Here is a 15,785-nt window from a genome sequence, read left to right on the forward strand (position 1 = left end):
TACAGCTCGCATGGAGCGGACGCACCCCCTCGGGCGACGCCGAACCCCCCTCGGAAGCCGGTCGGCGTCGCATCCGTCGCGTCACATGGTGGTGTCTCTGTGTAGCTTTCGTGGTCGTCCTGCGAAACATGACGGAAAAGCGCAGGTGTCCAACAGGTCGTGATCGAGCGGGAATTGATCGGTTGCGGACGACCACCGGTCGGGTGGGGCCCGGGGCGGTCGGAGCCTGGAGTGCAGGCCGGGGCCTCACCCGTGCACCGGCGGGCGGCTGCGGCCCGCCGGTGCAACTGCCGGTGGTCTGGACCACTCGATGCTGCCGATCGCAGACCGGTTTCAGGTCACGCCGGGACCCTCGGCTCCGTCAGGCGCACAGGACGCGCGTCTCGGGCGTGTGGACCGGGCCGCCGCTGACGCTCGTGCTGTTGCTGAACTCGGCGTAGAAGTACGAGTAGAACCCGATGTTGCCGTTGCAGCCGGAGTCGGCGGCGACCTGGAGGGTCAGGGTGACGGTGCGGCTCTGGCCGGGCGGGACGGTGGCGCCGTAGTTCGGGCCCAGGTTGGCCGGGCCGGTGCCGGAGCAGGGGGTGCTGCCCGCGGCCGTGGCCAGCGCGCAGGACGTGAAGCTGTACTTCAGGTCGGGTCGTTGGGTGGTCAGCCAGGTGGGGTCGATGGTCTGGTACACGAACCAGATGTCGTAGGTGGCGTTGTTGGTGAGCGTCATCGACAGGTTCACCGTGCCGCCGGGCGTGGTGGTCGCGCTGTCGGTGCTGAACGTCAGGGTGGCGGGGGCCGGTTCGGCCGCGCTCGCGGCGGGCGCCAGGCCGAACGCGGCGAGCAGGAGACCGAGGGCTGCGGCGAGACCGAGACGTCTCATCAGAGGTGATCGCATGGCCCGGGAGGCTAGGCAGGCGCCGGGCGCGTCGTCTGCACCGCGGGGCGCCAACTGGGACCGGTTCGGCCGGAAGTGATCCTCATGTGAAGAAGCCGTGGCGGAACCGTGAAGCGGGCTACGGGGCTGTATACGCGCATCCGGGGCCGGGGCGGCGCGGTCGCCGGGCCTCTCCGGTAATGGCGCGTACCGGACGGCCTCCGTGGTCACCGGCTGCGGGGACGTCCCGTCGATCTCGGCCATCCGCCGATTTCCGGCCCGGCCCCACGTGAGCTGAACCGGTCCAGCCCGCGTGATGCTCAACTCAGAACCCCTCCCTACTTAATGAAAGGTGAAAGAAAAGTCGTGACGGAGTTATTGACCGGACCGGACCGGCACGGGCAGGGTTCCCCGAGAGCGCGCTCTTCCGTTTCCCTCTCGTTTCGAGGAGCCCTTTCATGCCCGCAGCCGGACCACCCCCCGCAGCGGCTCCACCCCACAGCAGACCATCCCGTCGCAGCGTCATCGGCGCGCTCGTTCTCGCCCTGGCCGCCGCCCTGCTCGCCGTCGTCCCCGCCCCCCGGGCGGCCGCGGCGCCCACACTGCTGTCCCAGGGCAAGCCGGTCACCGCCTCCAGCACGGAGCACGCCGGCACCCCGGCCGCCGCGGCGGTCGACGGCGACAACGGCACCCGCTGGTCCAGCGCCTTCTCCGACCCGCAGTGGATCCGCATCGACCTCGGCGCCCCGGCCGCGATCAGCCAGATCGAACTGCGCTGGGAGGCCGCCTACGCGACGGCCTACCGCATCGAGACCTCCCAGAACGGCACGGACTGGTCCACGGCCCACTCGACCACCACCGGCACCGGCGGCACCGAGACCCTGAACGTCTCCGCCACCGGCCGCTACGTCCGTATGCTCGGCACCGCCCGCGCCACCGGATACGGCTACTCACTGTGGGAGTTCAAGGTCTACGGCACCCCCGACGGCGGCCCTGTCATCCCGGGCGGCGGCGACCTCGGCCCGAACGTCCATGTCTTCGACCCCTCGTCGCCCGGCATCCAGGCCAAGCTGGACCAGGTGTTCCGGCAGCAGGAGTCGGCCCAGTTCGGCAACGGCCGGCACGCCTTCCTCTTCAAGCCCGGCACCTACAACGGCCTCAACGCCCAGATCGGCTTCTACACCCAGATCGCCGGGCTCGGCCTGCGGCCCGACGACACCACCATCAACGGCGACATCACCGTCGACGCGGGTTGGTTCAACGGCAACGCCACCCAGAACTTCTGGCGCGCCGCCGAGAACCTCGCGGTCAACCCGGTGAACGGCACCAACCGTTGGGCGGTGTCCCAGGCGTCCTCGTTCCGCCGGATGCACGTCAAGGGCGGACTCAACCTCGCACCTGACGGCTACGGCTGGGCCAGTGGCGGCTACATCGCCGACTCCAAGGTCGACGGACAGATCGGCAACTACTCGCAGCAGCAGTGGTACACCCGGGACAGCTCCATAGGCGGCTGGTCCAACTCGGTGTGGAACCAGGTCTTCTCCGGCACCGTCGGCGCCCCGGCGACCGGCTTCCCCGAGCCGAAGTACACCACGCTGGCGAACACACCCCTCTCACGCGAGAAGCCCTTCCTCTACCTGGACGGCGACGACTACAAGGTGTTCGCGCCCGGGCTGCGCACCAACGCCCGTGGCACGACATGGGAGAACGGCACCCCGCAGGGCCGGTCCGTCCCGCTCAGCGACTTCTACGTGGTCAAGCCCGGCGCCGACGCGGCCACCATCAACCGGGCCGTGAGCCAGGGCCTGCACCTGCTGTTCACTCCCGGCGTCTACCACGTCGACCGGACGATCCAGATCGACCGGGCCGACACCATCGTGCTCGGCCTGGGCCTGGCCACGATCATCCCGGACAACGGCGTCACGGCGATGCGTGTCGGCGACGTGGACGGTGTCCGGCTGGCCGGTTTCCTGATCGACGCCGGGACGGTCAACTCCCCGACCCTGCTGGAGGTTGGGCCCGAGGGCGCGTCCGCGGACCACGGGGCCAACCCCACCACCGTCCAGGACGTCTACATCCGCATCGGCGGCGCGGGCGCCGGCAAGGCCACCACCAGCATGGTCGTCAACAGCGACGACACGATCATCGACCACACCTGGGTGTGGCGTGCCGACCACGGCGACGGCGTCGGCTGGGAGACCAACCGCGCCGACTACGGCGTACGCGTCAACGGTGACGATGTGCTGGCGACCGGCCTGTTCGTCGAGCACTTCAACAAGTACGACGTCGAGTGGTACGGCGAACGCGGCCGGACGATCTTCTTCCAGAACGAGAAGGCCTACGACGCGCCGAACCAGGCCGCCATCCAGAACGGTTCCACCAAGGGGTACGCGGCCTATCGCGTCGACGACTCGGTGGACACCCATGAAGGGTGGGGGATGGGCAGTTACTGCTACTACAACGTCGACCCCAGCATCCGCCAGGACCACGGCTTCAAGTCGCCGGTGAAGCCGGGGGTGAAGTTCCACAGCCTGCTCGTGGTCTCCCTCGGCGGCAACGGCCACTACGAGCACGTGATCAACGACACCGGCAACTCCACGGTCCCCGCGGGCACTTCGACCGTGCCGTCCACGGTCGTGTCCTACCCCTGACCGATCCCTCCGGGCCGGACACGGACGGCGCCGCGTCCGGCCCGGCGCTCAATGCGCCGCACGGTCCTGGAGGTTGGTCCGCCAGGCGGGACGCGGCTCCTTCGGCTCGGTCTCCACCGGGTGCCCGCCGCGGGCGAAGAAGTCGGCCAGCGGCAGGATCGCGGCGCCGACCGTGACGGCGTCCGGGCCGAGGGTGCCCAGGTCGATCGTCACGCGCGCGGCCGGGTAGCGCAGGGAGTAGGCGGTGGCGTGGGTGCGCACCGAGTCCAGGAAACGGCGGCCCAGTTGGAGCCCCGCCCAGCCGCCGACCAGGATGCGCTCCGGCTGGAACAGGTTGATCAGGTCGGAGAACCCGGCGCCCAGGTACTCGGCGGTCTCCTCCAGAACGGCCAGGGCCGTCCCGTCGGCAGGCCCGGAGGCCGGGTAGGCGGCGGCGAGCATCGCGGTGAGCGCGGTCTCCTCGTCCACTCCGGTCGGCGGCTGCCCGCCCGCTTCCGCCCAGCGTTCGAGCAGCGCCTCGGCGCCCGCGTACGCCTCCAGACACCCCTGGGTGCCGCAGCGGCAGCGGCGCCCCCGCACCCGTACGGTCAGATGCCCCCACTCCACGGCCCGCCCCGGTCCCATGTCGGCGGAGACGACACAGGCGCCCACGCCCGAGCCGAAGAGCACCACTGCTGCGCTCTGCGCGCCCCGGCCGGCGCCGAACCACATCTCCGCCTGTCCTAGGGTCTTGGCGCCGTTGTCGATGTAGTACGGCACCGTCTCCGGCAGCAGCCCGGAGTCGCGCAGTGCGCGCTCCAGCGGGACCGCGTCCCAGCCGATCGTCTGCCCGTGCACGATGGCGCCGTCCTCGGGAGTCCGCGCGACGATGCCCGGGACGCCGATCCCGACACCGAGCAGCCCTTCCGCCGGGATCCCGGCCCGCTCCAGCACCTCGGCGATGCCCTCGCGCAGATGCCGCACGACCACGTCGACGTCGTAGCGGTCGACGCGGCGCGGACTCTCGGTCGCCAGGGGCTTCTCGACCCGGGCGAGCTCGGTGAGGGCGAGGTCGAACAGCTCGACGCGGACGCGGGTCTCGCCCACGTCGACCCCGATCATGTGGCCGCTCCGCGGGCGGACACGCAGCAGGGTGCGCGGGCGGCCGCCGACGGAGTCGACGCTGCCGGCCTCCTCCACCAGACCCTCGGCCATCAGCTCCGAGACCACGTTGCTCACCGAACCCGAGCTCAGTCCGGTGGCGGGGCCGAGCGCGAAGCGGCTCAGCGGCCCGTCGAAGTACAGCCGCTGCAGGACGGCGGTGCGATTCTCCCGCCGCAGGTCACGTACCGTACGGCCGCTGCGCACTCTCACGCGTGCTCCTCCGTGTCGACATCCTCATCGCAACTTACCTGGACAGGGCCCTTGACGCGCCCTTGGCTTGAAGCTTAACTCACACTCTAAATTAAGCCGTGGGGGGTGCGGGTCCGCACGCGGGGCGCTGCCCCGGACCCTCCGCGGGCGACAGTCGCCACTTCTCGGAAGGCCCCTGACGTCATGCGCAGAAGCAGAGCCGCATCCCTCAGCGTCCTCACCCTCTCGCTCGCCCTCACCGTGGCTGCCTGCGGCGGGGGGTCGTCCGGCTCGGAAGGATCCAACGAGCAGCCGAAGACCCTCACGTACTGGGCCTCCAACCAGGGCGCCAACCTGGAGGTGGACAAGGAGGTCCTCCAGCCGGAACTCGACAAGTTCGAGAAGGAGACCGGCATCAAGGTGAAGCTGGAGGTCGTGCCCTGGTCGGATCTGCTGAACCGGATCCTCACGGCCACCACCTCCGGCCAGGGACCCGACGTCCTCAACATCGGCAACACCTGGAGCGCCTCCCTCCAGGCCACCGGCGCCCTGCTGCCCTGGGACGCGAAGAACTTCGAGGCGATCGGCGGCAAGGACCGCTTCGTCGCCTCCGCGCTCGGCTCCACCGGCGCCCAGGGCCAGGACCCTGCCGCCGTGCCGCTCTACTCCATGGCCTACGCCCTCTACTACAACAAGAAGATGTTCGCCGACGCGGGCATCGAGAAGCCGCCCGCCACCTGGGCGGAGATGAGCGAGATCGGCAAGAAGCTGTCCAAGGACGGCAAGTGGGCGCTGGGCGCGGAGGGCTCGAACCTCGCCAACAACATCCACCAGGTCTTCGTGCTGGGCCAGCAGCACGGCGCCGACTTCTTCACCCCCGACGGCAAGGCGGACTTCACCTCCGACGGCGCTGTGGCAGCCGTGAAGCAGTACGTCGACCTCATGGCCAAGGACGAGATCATCGCGCCGGGGAACGCCGAGTACGCGCAGAACCAGTCGCTGAGCGACTTCGCCAAGGACAAGACGGCCATGGTGCTGTGGCAGACCGCCTCCGCCACCTTCAAGTCGCAGGGCATGAAGGACGACGAGTGGGGCGTGGCACCCGCCCCCGTCCCCTCCGGCGAACCCGGCCAGGGCACCGCCACCAACTCCATGGTCGCCGGCATCAACCTCGCGGTGTTCAAGAACACCAAGAACATCGACGGCGCCAAGCAGTTCGTGGAGTTCATGACCAGCGACGAGGAGCAGAAGATCCTCAACAGCGCCTACGGCTCCATACCGCCGGTCAAGTCCGCCCAGGACGACCCGGCGTTCAACACCCCCGCCCTCGCCGTCCTCCGCGACACCCTCGCCACCAGCGCCACCGCGCTGCCCCAGGTCCCCGACGAGTCGCAGTTCGAGACCGTCGTCGGCACCGCCGTGAAGGAACTCTTCGCCGACGCCGCTGCCGGACGCGCGGTCACCACCGAGTCGGTGCGCGAGAAGCTCGAAAAGGCCCAGCAGCAGATGCCCAACCAGTGAGCACGGACACCCCCATGACGACCACCACCGCTGCCCGGGGCACCGGCGAGCGGACGGCACGCAAGCACGACCCCGGAGCGGCACCGCGCAAGCGCCGCTCCGGGCGGCTGCGCCGCATCTCGCTGCCGTACCTGCTGCTGCTTCCCGCCCTGCTCCTCGAACTCCTGGTCCACCTGGTGCCGATGGTCATCGGCATCGTCGTCAGCTTCAAGGAGCTCACCCAGTTCTACATCCGGGACTGGAGCACCGCCCCCTGGTCCGGCCTGGACAACTACGCCGTCTCCGTCGACTTCGACGCCCCCGTGGGCGAGGCCCTGCTCAAGTCCTTCGTCACCACCTGCCTGTTCACCGTCCTCTCGGTCGGCCTGTGCTGGCTGCTGGGCACGGCCGCGGCCGTCTACCTCCAGGAGACCTTCCGCGGCCGGGGCCTGCTGCGCACGATCTTCCTGGTGCCGTACGCGCTGCCCGTCTACGCCGCCGTCATCACCTGGGCGTTCATGTTCCAGCGCGACAACGGCCTGGTGAACCACGTGCTCCACGACCAGCTGGGGCTCACCGACACACCGCCGTTCTGGCTCATCGGCGACAACAGCTTCGTCACCCTGCTCGTCGTCTCGGTGTGGAAGGGCTGGCCGTTCGCCTTCCTCATCGTCATGGCCGGGCTCCAGAACATCCCCAGGGACCTCTACGAGGCCGCCGCGCTCGACGGAGCGGGCGTGTGGCAGCAGATCCGCCGCATCACCCTGCCGTCGCTGCGCCCGGTCAACCAGGTCCTCGTGCTGGTGCTGTTCCTGTGGACGTTCAACGACTTCAACACCCCCTTCGTCCTGTTCGGGAGGGCGGCACCGGAGGCCGCGGACCTCATCTCCCTGCACATCTACCAGTCGTCGTTCCAGACCTGGAACTTCGGCACCGGCTCCGCGATGTCGGTCCTGCTGCTCCTGTTCCTGCTCGCGGTGACGGGCGTCTACCTCCTGCTGACCTCCCGCGGAAGGAAGGCCACCGATGCCTAGGCCCCGCTCCCCGATGGCGCCCCCGCAGTCGTTCCTGTGGAGCCGGCGGATCTTCCTCACGCTCCTGACCGGCTTCGTCCTGCTGCCGGTCTACGTGATGATCTCCAGCTCCCTCAAACCGCTCCAGGACGTCTCGGGCAAGTTCACCTGGCTGCCCTCCGACCTCACCGTCCGCCCCTACTTCGACATCTGGGAAACCGTCCCGCTGGCGGACTACTTCACCAACTCGCTCATCGTGGCGGGCGCGGCCACCGTCTGCTCCGTCACCATCGCCGTCTTCGCCGCGTACGCCGTCAGCCGCTACCACTTCCGCGGCAAGCGCGTCTTCACCGTGACGGTGCTCTCCACCCAGATGTTCCCGGGCATCCTCTTCCTGCTGCCGCTCTTCCTCATCTACGTCAACATCGGCAACGCCACCGGCATCGCCCTGTTCGGCTCCCGCGGCGGACTGATCCTGACCTACCTCACCTTCTCGCTGCCGTTCTCCATCTGGATGCTCATCGGGTACTTCGACTCGGTGCCCAAAGACCTCGACGAGGCCGCGAAGGTGGACGGATGCGGGCCGCTGGGCGCCCTCTTCCGGGTCATCGTGCCCGCGGCGGTCCCCGGCATCGTCGCCGTCGCCGTGTACGCGTTCATGACCGCCTGGGGCGAGGTCCTGTTCGCCTCCGTCATGACCAACGACACCACCCGCACCCTCGCGGTCGGGCTCCAGGGCTACTCCACCCAGAACGACGTGTACTGGAACCAGATCATGGCCGCCTCCCTCGTCGTGAGCCTGCCCGTCGTCGCCGGCTTCCTTCTTCTCCAGCGCTACCTGGTCACCGGCCTGACCGCCGGGGCCGTCAAGTGACCGCGCGCCCGACCGACCCAGAGAGGTTCTCTGTGCCCGAACCGATAGACCTCGCCGCCTTCCCCGACGACTTCAGCTGGGGCACGGCCACGTCCGCCTACCAGATCGAGGGCGCCGTCGCCGAGGACGGCCGCACCCCCTCCATCTGGGACACCTTCTCCCACACCCCGGGCAAGGTCGACCACGACGACCACGGCGACGAGGCCTGCGACCACTACCACCGGTGGCCCGAGGACGTGGCGCTGATGCGGCAACTCGGCACCGACGCCTACCGCATGTCCCTCGCCTGGCCGCGCGTCGTGCCCGGCGGCGACGGCCCGGTCAACCCGGCCGGCCTCGACTTCTACGACCGGCTCGTCGACGCTCTCCTGGCGGCGGGCATCACCCCGAACATCACCGTCTACCACTGGGACCTGCCGCAGACGCTCCAGGACCGCGGCGGCTGGACCGTCCGCGACACGGCGGAACACCTCGCCGCCTACACCTCCGCCGTGGCCGCGCGGCTGGGCGACCGGGTCACCCGGTGGGCCACCCTCAACGAGCCCCTGTGCTCCGCCTGGATCGGCCACCTCGAAGGCCGGATGGCCCCCGGCCTCACCGACCTCACCGCCGCCGTGCGCGCCTCGTACCACCTGCTGCTCGGGCACGGCCTGGCCACGCAGGCGATCCGCGCGGCCGTGCCGGGCGCCGAGATCGGCCTGGTGACCAACCACTCCACCGTCGCGGCCGCCTCGACCCGGCCGCAGGACCTCGCGGCGGCCGCCCGCATGGACGGCCACAGCAACCGCTGGTGGCTCGACCCGGTCTACGGCCGCGGATTCCCCGCCGACATGCGGGAGTTGTACGGCGTGGAACTGCCCGAGCGACCCGGCGACCTCGACACCATCGCCGCGCCCCTGGACTGGCACGGCCTCAACTACTACTTCCCGGCGACCGTGACCGACGACCCCGAAGGGCCCGTCCCGTACGCCAGAGAGGTCAGCCTGCCCGACGTACCGCGCACCGGCATGGACTGGCAGATCGACGCCGACGGCCTGGAAGCCCTGCTGCTCCGGCTGACCGACGACTACGGCGTGCGCAGGCTGTACGTCACCGAGAACGGCTCGGCCTTCCCCGACACCGTCGCGCCGGACGGCACCGTCCACGACCCCGAGCGCACCCGCTACCTGGAACAGCACGTGGCCGCCTGCGCCCGCGCCCTGCGCAAGGGCGCACCGCTGGCCGGGTACTACGCCTGGTCCCTGCTCGATAACTTCGAGTGGGCCTACGGCTACGACAAGCGGTTCGGGCTGGTCCACGTCGACTACGCGACACAGACCCGAACGATGAAGACGAGCGGCCGGCGTTATGCCGACCTCATCCGCGCCCACCGGCAGGCGCACGCCTGACGCACGAAGGCCGTGCCGCCGGCGAGAACGCGGCGGCACGGCCTCGGACGAGGTGGGCCGGACGGTGCGTCAGGCGATGGACGCCGACAGGATGGCCGACACCGCCACATTGCAGGACGCCGTCACCCAGACCGCCGGGTGGTGCTCCGCCTCGACCAGCGTCACGCCCAGCCGGCCCGGCGTGATCAGGTCCACCACGAGGAACGCCACGGCCATCATCACCAGGCCCAGCACACCGAACGCGGCGGTCGAGGCCAGCCCCTTGCCGAAGTCGTCGTACGTCGTCCAGATGGACGTGAACACGATGCCGCCGATACCGAGCAGCGCCGAGCTGAGCAGCACCGCGGCATTGCGGTTGCGCTGCTCCCAGATGAGCCGGCCGAGCTTTCCGGGCGTCAGCACGTCGATCAGGACGATGCCGAGGACCAGCAGGACCAGGCCGAGGGCGCCGTAAGCGCTGGCCCGGCCGAGTCCGTTGACGATGTCGCTCATGGGGTGGCCGGCTCCGTACTGTGAGGGATCGTGAATGATCGCGGTCAAGGAGATGCAAAATGTAGCGCACCTGTTCGACGCGGCGGCAACACCCGTGCCGTCCTTGCCTCCTGGCTCGGAAGCAGGTGCCGTCAGCCGGTCCGCAGCGTCTTCTTGGCCAGCTCGTACGCCGGAAGCATGGCCCGGTGCTCCTCGGTGTCCAGCCCGCCCAGATGCAGGACGACCGGCCCTCGCGGCGTCGTGACGGCCAGGGCGCGCTCCTCCTTGGTCTCCTCAAGGATCTCGCTGGTGTAGAGGTACTCCACCTCGGCGCCGGTGAGGCCGCCCGTGGTGAACGTGCGGTACCGCTCCTTGCTCACGCCGTCCTCGGCCGCCACGAACGCCTTCAGCACGGTGCGGGCGTCGTCGTCGCCCGGTTCGCCCGTCCACACACGGAGAAATCCGATGTTCCCGGCGGGCTTGGCGTCGACCTCGCAGGCCGCGGTGACCGGCCCCTGGTGCAGCAGGGCGTCGGCGAGCTCCTCGGCCAACTCGCCGTCCGCCTCCGTGGAGCCGTCGACGGCCTCCGCGGTCCACTCCTCGGCGATGTCGAAGGTGACGGGCAGCTCACAGTCGGAGCCCTTCGCCCCGAGCGACCCACCGCTGCGCGCGACGGAGGCCGCCGACGCCGACGTACTCTCCGCCGCCTTCGCGTCGTCCTCGGCCCCCGCCGAACACCCCGTCAACACCACGGCCAACGCCACCGCACACACCGCGCGACGCCCCGCCGCACCCGCCCCGACCAGCACTTGCATCTCCCCTCGGAAACCCGGCGGGACACAGTAGCCGAGGCCCGAGGCGTCCGCCCCGGAGGGCTGGTCCTACCGAGGCCGGTCGGCCGACGACGGCGCCTGCTGCCGGAAGGCCCAGTCCATCTTCGGTTCCATCGCGAAGCGGAAGAGGCGCTGCACCGGCGGTGTGCACAGTGCCGTCACGACCGCTCCGGCGATCAGGGTGACGGTGATCTCCCCGAGCGGCTTGTGGAACCAGCCGTTGTCCGACCAGTGCCAGCGGTTCGCGGCCTGGATGAAGAAGCCGTGCAGCAGATAGCCGTAGAGCGTGCCCGCGCCCAGTGCCGTGAACCACATGCCGCGCCTCGGTACGAGCGCCAGGAAGCAGGTGACCAGGACGACCGAGCAGCCGAAGAGGGCCAGCGTCATGATGGGCCCGGACCAGACCGGTGCGGCCAGCTGCTCCGCGCTGGTGCGGTGGAAGAACCAGGCGTAGTTCATCCGCGGGACCGCCCAGTAGGCCACGACGGAGGCACCGAGCAGGACGGGCAGGGCCAGCAGCCGCACCTCGCGGCGGCGCACCATCTCGAAGTGCTTCGGCTTCAGGCACAGGCCGAGCACGAAGTAGGGCAGGAACTGCAGGGCGCGCTGAAGGTCCAGGTCCTTGCCGATGGACGGCGTCATGGTGGCCAGCATCGCGACGGCGAGGGCCAGCGGGAGCGGCCAGCGGACCGCGTTCCACAGCGGAGTGGTCAGCCGCCAGATGAACAGCGCCGCCAGGAACCAGGTCAGGTACAGCGGGTCCAGCAGGCTGATCTGCCGCTCGGGCTCGTTGTCCGTCCACCGGGTGAAGAAGGTGTAGGCCACCTCGAAGACGACGTACGGGACGGCGACCCCGGTCACCAGCCGCTTGATGCGACCCGGGCTCGCGTCGAAGCTCCGCGAGAAGTAGCCGGAGATCACGATGAAGGCCGGCATGTGGAAGGCGTAGACGACCATGTACAGCGCGGTCACCGTCCGGCTCTCGGACCGCAGCGGCTCCCACGCGTGTCCCATCGCCACCAGCACGATGGCCAGGTACTTGGCGTTGTCGAAGAACGCGTCCCGCTGCTTGACCGACCGACCGGTCCGCCCGGCCGGCGCGGCGCCGGACTCCGGAGGCGGCGGTGCCTGCCCGGGTATGCGCGAAAGCAGCGATTGCTGCACGATTCCTTCCCGACGGAACCCAGACAGAGCAGAACACCTCTTACAGAAGTTACCTATGCGACCCGTGTGCCGGACGTGTGGGACACCGTAGCGACGGCTGTGCAGGCGCGTAAACCCGGATGGTCATGATGTGACCGTCGTGGCACCGCGCGGTCAGTCGTGCGCGCCGAGCTGTCCGTGGACCGCCGCCACCGACTCCTCGGGGCTGGTGCGCCCGGTGACGGACACCTCCAGGTACCGGGTACCGCTCGCCTCGTGACGTGAACGCACCGCGGGCGCGCCCTGTGCGGCGCACGGAACGATCACGACGACCCCGTTGCGCGCGAGCACCTCGGCGATCAGGCCCAGGCGGCCCGTGTCGGCGCACAGGTCGTCGTAGCGGTCGAGCACCTCCACCCGCCGCCGCTCGGCCTGCAGTCGCTCCGCCAGCGCATAGGCGGCGGCCAGCCGGTCGGCCGTCGGCAGGCCGGTCACCCACACCGTCGCCCCCGGACAGGTGCACCGGCACCTCGGCTCGCTCAACTCGGGTATCCCCAGGTGCGGGCGATGTCGCGCAGCGCGGGCGGAACGTCGGCCGGGTCGGGCAGCGGCCGAGCCTTCTGGACTTTCCCGGACTTTATGTTGTCGCTCCAGTCGCCGATGAACGGCACGAACGGACCGTGATCGACTTTTCGGTACTCCAGCATGCGCGGCGTCCATTCCACGCCGAGAAACGCGCATATCTCCTGGGTGACCTCGACGGGTCTTTCGGTGAGTTCCTCATAGCGGACCGTGAGTCCGGGCAGTGCCTGCCGGGCCGCCTCGACCGCCTCGACATACCCGAGCACCTCCCGCACCGTCGCCTCCGGATCCCGGTCCGGACGGCCGGTGATCAGCGAGCTCACCATCGACGCCGGGTGGCGCAGCAGGAAGATGTACCGCGCCCGCGGCCACCCCTCGTGCAGCCGCTCCCACACCGCGGCGTTGCCCGGAGTCTTGTCGACGATGATCTGCTTCCCGCTGCGCACGAGCTCGCGGTGCAGGATCCGGTCCCACAGCAGATACTCCAACTCCCGCTGATCGAGGTCGAGTTCGGTCATCGCCTTCTTGGTGTACGGCTTGGTGAGATCGACGGCCAGCGTACGCAGGTGCATCTCGTGCGGGGCGCGGATCAGGGGGTGGCTGTTGAGCAGTACCCGCAGGAGCGTGGAGCCCGAGCGCACGGAGGAGAGGACGAACACCGGGTCCGGTACGAGCCGGTGGGCCGACCGGGGAACGGGGCGCACGACCCGCTTCCGGATCCGGCGTCGGATCCCGCGGGCCACACGGCGGACACCCGGGCCGCTCCAGTCCATGACTCACGCCTCCCTGCTCACCGCGCGCGAAGCATTTTTCCTCCCGTTGAATTGCCTTGACGATACCGCTGTTGAACGGTGGACCAGTCCTGGCCGAGCACTGGGAATTCCCTGAGAAAAGCGCGAGACGGACATATTCGGACGTACGGAATCCGGTGTGAGCTTGCGATGACCGGGGCCGTCACGGCAGGGTTCCGTCGTGTGGCAACTCTGCTGATCGTGCACCACACGCCCTCGCCCAACTGCCAGGCGATGCTGGAGGCCGTCGTCTCCGGGGCGACCGCGCCCGAGATCGAGAACGTACGGGTGGTACGGCGCGCGGCGCTGGCCGCCACGGCGTCCGATGTGCTGGACGCCGACGCCTACCTGCTCGGCACCCCGGCCAACCTCGGCTATATGTCCGGCGCCCTGAAGCATTTCTTCGACCAGGTCTACTACCCCTGCCTGGACGCCACGCGCGGCCGGCCCTTCGGCTACTACGTGCACGGCGGGAACGACGTCACCGGGGCGGTCCGCTCCATCGAGTCGATCACGACCGGCCTCGGCTGGCGGCGCACGGTCGATGCCGTGACCGTGACCGGCGAGCCCGCCAAGGCCGACGTCGAGGCGTGCTGGGAGCTCGGGGCGACGCTCGCGGCGGGGCTGATGGGCTGACCTGCCCCAGGAGGAAACGACAGCGGGCGGCGACGGACCTTCCGTCGCCGCCCGCTCGGGGGCCTTCGTCGATCAGACTGCCGGAGCCGGGTAGGTCGGGTACTCCACGCCGGAGACGTACTGGACGACCCGGATGACCTGGCACGAGTAGCCGAACTCGTTGTCGTACCAGAGGTAGAGGATGGCGTTGTCACCCTCGACCTTGGTGGCGCCGGCGTCGACGATCGAGGCGTGACGCGAGCCGATGAAGTCGTTCGACACCGCGTCGGGGGCGGTGATGAAGTCGATCTGGCGCTTGAGCGGCGAGGTCAGCGACACATTGCGCAGGTAGTCCAGGACCTCCTCGCGGGTCGTCGCGCGGCCGAGCTGAAGGTTCAGGATCGCGATCGAGACGTCCGGCACCGGCACCCGGATCGAGCTGCCGGTGATCTTCGCCTTGAGGTCCGGGAGCGCCTTGGCGACGGCGGAGGCCGCACCGGTCTCGGTGATGACCATGTTCAGCGGCGCCGAACGGCCGCGCCGGTCCGACTTGTGGTAGTTGTCCAGCAGGTTCTGGTCGTTCGTGAACGAGTGGACGGTCTCCACGTGGCCGCGCAGCACGCCGTACTCGTCGGCCATCGCCTTCAGCGGCGGCACGATCGCGTTGGTGGTGCAGGAGGCGCAGGACAGGACCTGCTCGTCCGGCTTGATCGTGTCGTGGTTGACGCCGTGCACGATGTTCGGGACGTCGCCCTTGCCGGGCGCGGTCAGGACGACCTTGTCGACACCGGGACGCAGGTGCTGGGACAGCCCCTCGCGGTCGCGCCACTTGCCGGTGTTGTCGATGAGGATGGCGTCCTTGATGCCGTACGCCGTGTAGTCGATCTCCGACGGGTCGTTGGCGTAGATCACCTTGATCTCGTTGCCGTTGGCGATGATCGTGCTGTTCGCCTCGTCGACCGTGATCGTGCCCTGGAACTGGCCGTGGATGGAGTCCCGGCGCAGCAGCGAGGCCCGCTTGACGATGTCCTGGTCGCCGCCGCCGCGCACGACGATGGCCCGCAGCCGCAGGCCGTTGCCGGAACCGGCCTTCTCTATGAGCAGCCGGGCGACCAGACGGCCGATGCGCCCGAAGCCGTACAGAACGACGTCACGGCCCTCGCCGCGCTCGATCTTGTTGGCGCCCGTGGCACCGGCGACGGCCTCGGCGGTGAACTCCGCCACCGACAGACCGCGGTCGTCCGACCTGTATGTCGCGGCCAGCATGCCGATGTCGATCTGGGCCGGGCCGAGGTCGAGAGCGGTCAGCGCCTGCAGGAAGGGCAGCGTGTCGGTGACCGACAGTTCCTCACCGGCGATCTGGCGGGCGAACCGGTGGGTCTTGAGGATGCTCACCACCGACTTGTTCACCAAGGAGCGGCTGTGCAGCAGGACCGTCACATCCCGCTCGCGGTGCAGCTTCCCGATGATCGGGATCATCGACTCCGCGATCTCCTCGCGGTTCTTCCAGTTGGTGAACGAGTCGTCGTTGACAGTCACAGAAGTCTCTTTCGAGCTAGGCGGTGCTCATATGCTAACCGCCCACGTCGGGAGCCTGTCAGGGGGGCCCGGAGACTGGGACGAGCGCCACATTCGGCACGGACGGTCAGGCCGAGAGCTTCGTGGTGAGCGACAGCTGCACCTGACGGCGCCGTCTGGGGGCGCGTCCGCGACCGCGTGAAATA

14 protein-coding genes are annotated in these 15,785 nt (G+C 69.5%); 6 read left to right on the plus strand and 8 right to left on the minus strand.

Annotated elements, in window-relative coordinates:
* Positions 1–361: 361 nt before the first annotated feature.
* Positions 362–874, minus strand: a complete 513-nt coding sequence (locus AB0Q90_RS24410) for a hypothetical protein (RefSeq protein WP_363161480.1) — start codon at positions 872–874, stop codon at positions 362–364.
* Between the two features lie 452 nt (positions 875–1,326).
* On the opposite strand from AB0Q90_RS24410, the gene AB0Q90_RS24415 reads away from it, so the two are divergent.
* Positions 1,327–3,519, plus strand: a complete 2,193-nt coding sequence (locus tag AB0Q90_RS24415; RefSeq protein WP_363161481.1) for a discoidin domain-containing protein — start codon at positions 1,327–1,329, stop codon at positions 3,517–3,519.
* Positions 3,520–3,567: 48 nt separating this feature from the next.
* On the opposite strand, the gene AB0Q90_RS24420 is transcribed toward AB0Q90_RS24415, so the two are convergent.
* Positions 3,568–4,872 (minus strand): ROK family protein, encoded by a 1,305-nt coding sequence (locus tag AB0Q90_RS24420; protein WP_363161482.1) that lies wholly within the window; start codon positions 4,870–4,872, stop codon positions 3,568–3,570.
* Positions 4,873–5,055: 183 nt separating this feature from the next.
* On the opposite strand from AB0Q90_RS24420, the gene AB0Q90_RS24425 reads away from it, so the two are divergent.
* The 4 genes from AB0Q90_RS24425 to AB0Q90_RS24440 are packed head-to-tail and all read left to right on the plus strand — an operon-like array spanning position 5,056 to position 9,626.
* The gene (locus AB0Q90_RS24425) at positions 5,056–6,372 is read left to right on the plus strand and encodes an extracellular solute-binding protein (RefSeq protein WP_363161483.1); all 1,317 of its coding nucleotides are present in this window, start codon (positions 5,056–5,058) and stop codon (positions 6,370–6,372) included.
* A gap of 14 nt (positions 6,373–6,386) precedes the next feature.
* Complete coding sequence (locus AB0Q90_RS24430; RefSeq protein ID WP_363161484.1) at positions 6,387–7,385, plus strand: sugar ABC transporter permease; 999 nt, start codon at positions 6,387–6,389, stop codon at positions 7,383–7,385.
* A gap of 13 nt (positions 7,386–7,398) precedes the next feature.
* Positions 7,399–8,238 carry a carbohydrate ABC transporter permease gene (locus AB0Q90_RS24435; protein ID WP_363161673.1) on the plus strand — a complete coding sequence of 280 codons (840 nt, stop codon included), beginning with the start codon at positions 7,399–7,401 and terminating at the stop codon, positions 8,236–8,238.
* 32 nt (positions 8,239–8,270) lie between these two features.
* Positions 8,271–9,626, plus strand: coding sequence for a GH1 family beta-glucosidase (locus AB0Q90_RS24440; protein ID WP_363161485.1), 1,356 nt, complete (start codon positions 8,271–8,273; stop codon positions 9,624–9,626).
* Between the two features lie 69 nt (positions 9,627–9,695).
* Here AB0Q90_RS24440 and AB0Q90_RS24445 read toward each other — a convergent pair whose 3' ends face one another.
* The 5 genes from AB0Q90_RS24445 to AB0Q90_RS24465 all read right to left on the minus strand — a co-directional run bounded on the left by AB0Q90_RS24445 (position 9,696) and on the right by AB0Q90_RS24465 (position 13,428).
* Positions 9,696–10,118 (minus strand): DUF350 domain-containing protein, encoded by a 423-nt coding sequence (locus AB0Q90_RS24445; RefSeq protein WP_363161486.1) that lies wholly within the window; start codon positions 10,116–10,118, stop codon positions 9,696–9,698.
* 131 nt (positions 10,119–10,249) lie between these two features.
* Positions 10,250–10,906 (minus strand): lipoprotein, encoded by a 657-nt coding sequence (locus tag AB0Q90_RS24450; RefSeq protein WP_365733611.1) that lies wholly within the window; start codon positions 10,904–10,906, stop codon positions 10,250–10,252.
* Positions 10,907–10,978: 72 nt separating this feature from the next.
* Positions 10,979–12,094 carry an acyltransferase family protein gene (locus tag AB0Q90_RS24455; protein WP_363161488.1) on the minus strand — a complete coding sequence of 372 codons (1,116 nt, stop codon included), beginning with the start codon at positions 12,092–12,094 and terminating at the stop codon, positions 10,979–10,981.
* A gap of 153 nt (positions 12,095–12,247) precedes the next feature.
* Entirely contained in the window at positions 12,248–12,568 is a 321-nt protein-coding gene (locus AB0Q90_RS24460; RefSeq protein WP_363161489.1) for a hypothetical protein, read from the minus strand.
* Positions 12,569–12,612: 44 nt separating this feature from the next.
* Entirely contained in the window at positions 12,613–13,428 is an 816-nt protein-coding gene (locus AB0Q90_RS24465; protein WP_363161490.1) for a sulfotransferase, read from the minus strand.
* A 201-nt stretch (positions 13,429–13,629) separates the two neighbouring features.
* Between AB0Q90_RS24465 and AB0Q90_RS24470 the strand changes: the two genes are divergently transcribed.
* Complete coding sequence (locus AB0Q90_RS24470) at positions 13,630–14,082, plus strand: NAD(P)H-dependent oxidoreductase (RefSeq protein ID WP_363161491.1); 453 nt, start codon at positions 13,630–13,632, stop codon at positions 14,080–14,082.
* 72 nt (positions 14,083–14,154) lie between these two features.
* Here AB0Q90_RS24470 and AB0Q90_RS24475 read toward each other — a convergent pair whose 3' ends face one another.
* Positions 14,155–15,600 carry a glyceraldehyde-3-phosphate dehydrogenase gene (locus AB0Q90_RS24475; protein ID WP_363161492.1) on the minus strand — a complete coding sequence of 482 codons (1,446 nt, stop codon included), beginning with the start codon at positions 15,598–15,600 and terminating at the stop codon, positions 14,155–14,157.
* Positions 15,601–15,785: the final 185 nt, after the last annotated feature.

This window comes from Streptomyces sp. NPDC079141, assembly GCF_040686775.1.
Lineage (GTDB): Bacteria > Actinomycetota > Actinomycetes > Streptomycetales > Streptomycetaceae > Streptomyces.

What these genes read in the sequence shown, in the direction of transcription:
- AB0Q90_RS24410 (WP_363161480.1), bottom strand. Translation starts at nt 874, where the DNA reads ATGAGACGTCTCGGTCTCGCCGCAGCCCTCGGTCTCCTGCTCGCCGCG.
- AB0Q90_RS24415 (WP_363161481.1), top strand. Translation starts at nt 1,327, where the DNA reads ATGCCCGCAGCCGGACCACCCCCCGCAGCGGCTCCACCCCACAGCAGA.
- AB0Q90_RS24425 (WP_363161483.1), top strand. Translation starts at nt 5,056, where the DNA reads ATGCGCAGAAGCAGAGCCGCATCCCTCAGCGTCCTCACCCTCTCGCTC.
- AB0Q90_RS24430 (WP_363161484.1), top strand. Translation starts at nt 6,387, where the DNA reads ATGACGACCACCACCGCTGCCCGGGGCACCGGCGAGCGGACGGCACGC.
- AB0Q90_RS24435 (WP_363161673.1), top strand. Translation starts at nt 7,399, where the DNA reads ATGGCGCCCCCGCAGTCGTTCCTGTGGAGCCGGCGGATCTTCCTCACG.
- AB0Q90_RS24445 (WP_363161486.1), bottom strand. Translation starts at nt 10,118, where the DNA reads ATGAGCGACATCGTCAACGGACTCGGCCGGGCCAGCGCTTACGGCGCC.
- AB0Q90_RS24465 (WP_363161490.1), bottom strand. Translation starts at nt 13,428, where the DNA reads ATGGACTGGAGCGGCCCGGGTGTCCGCCGTGTGGCCCGCGGGATCCGA.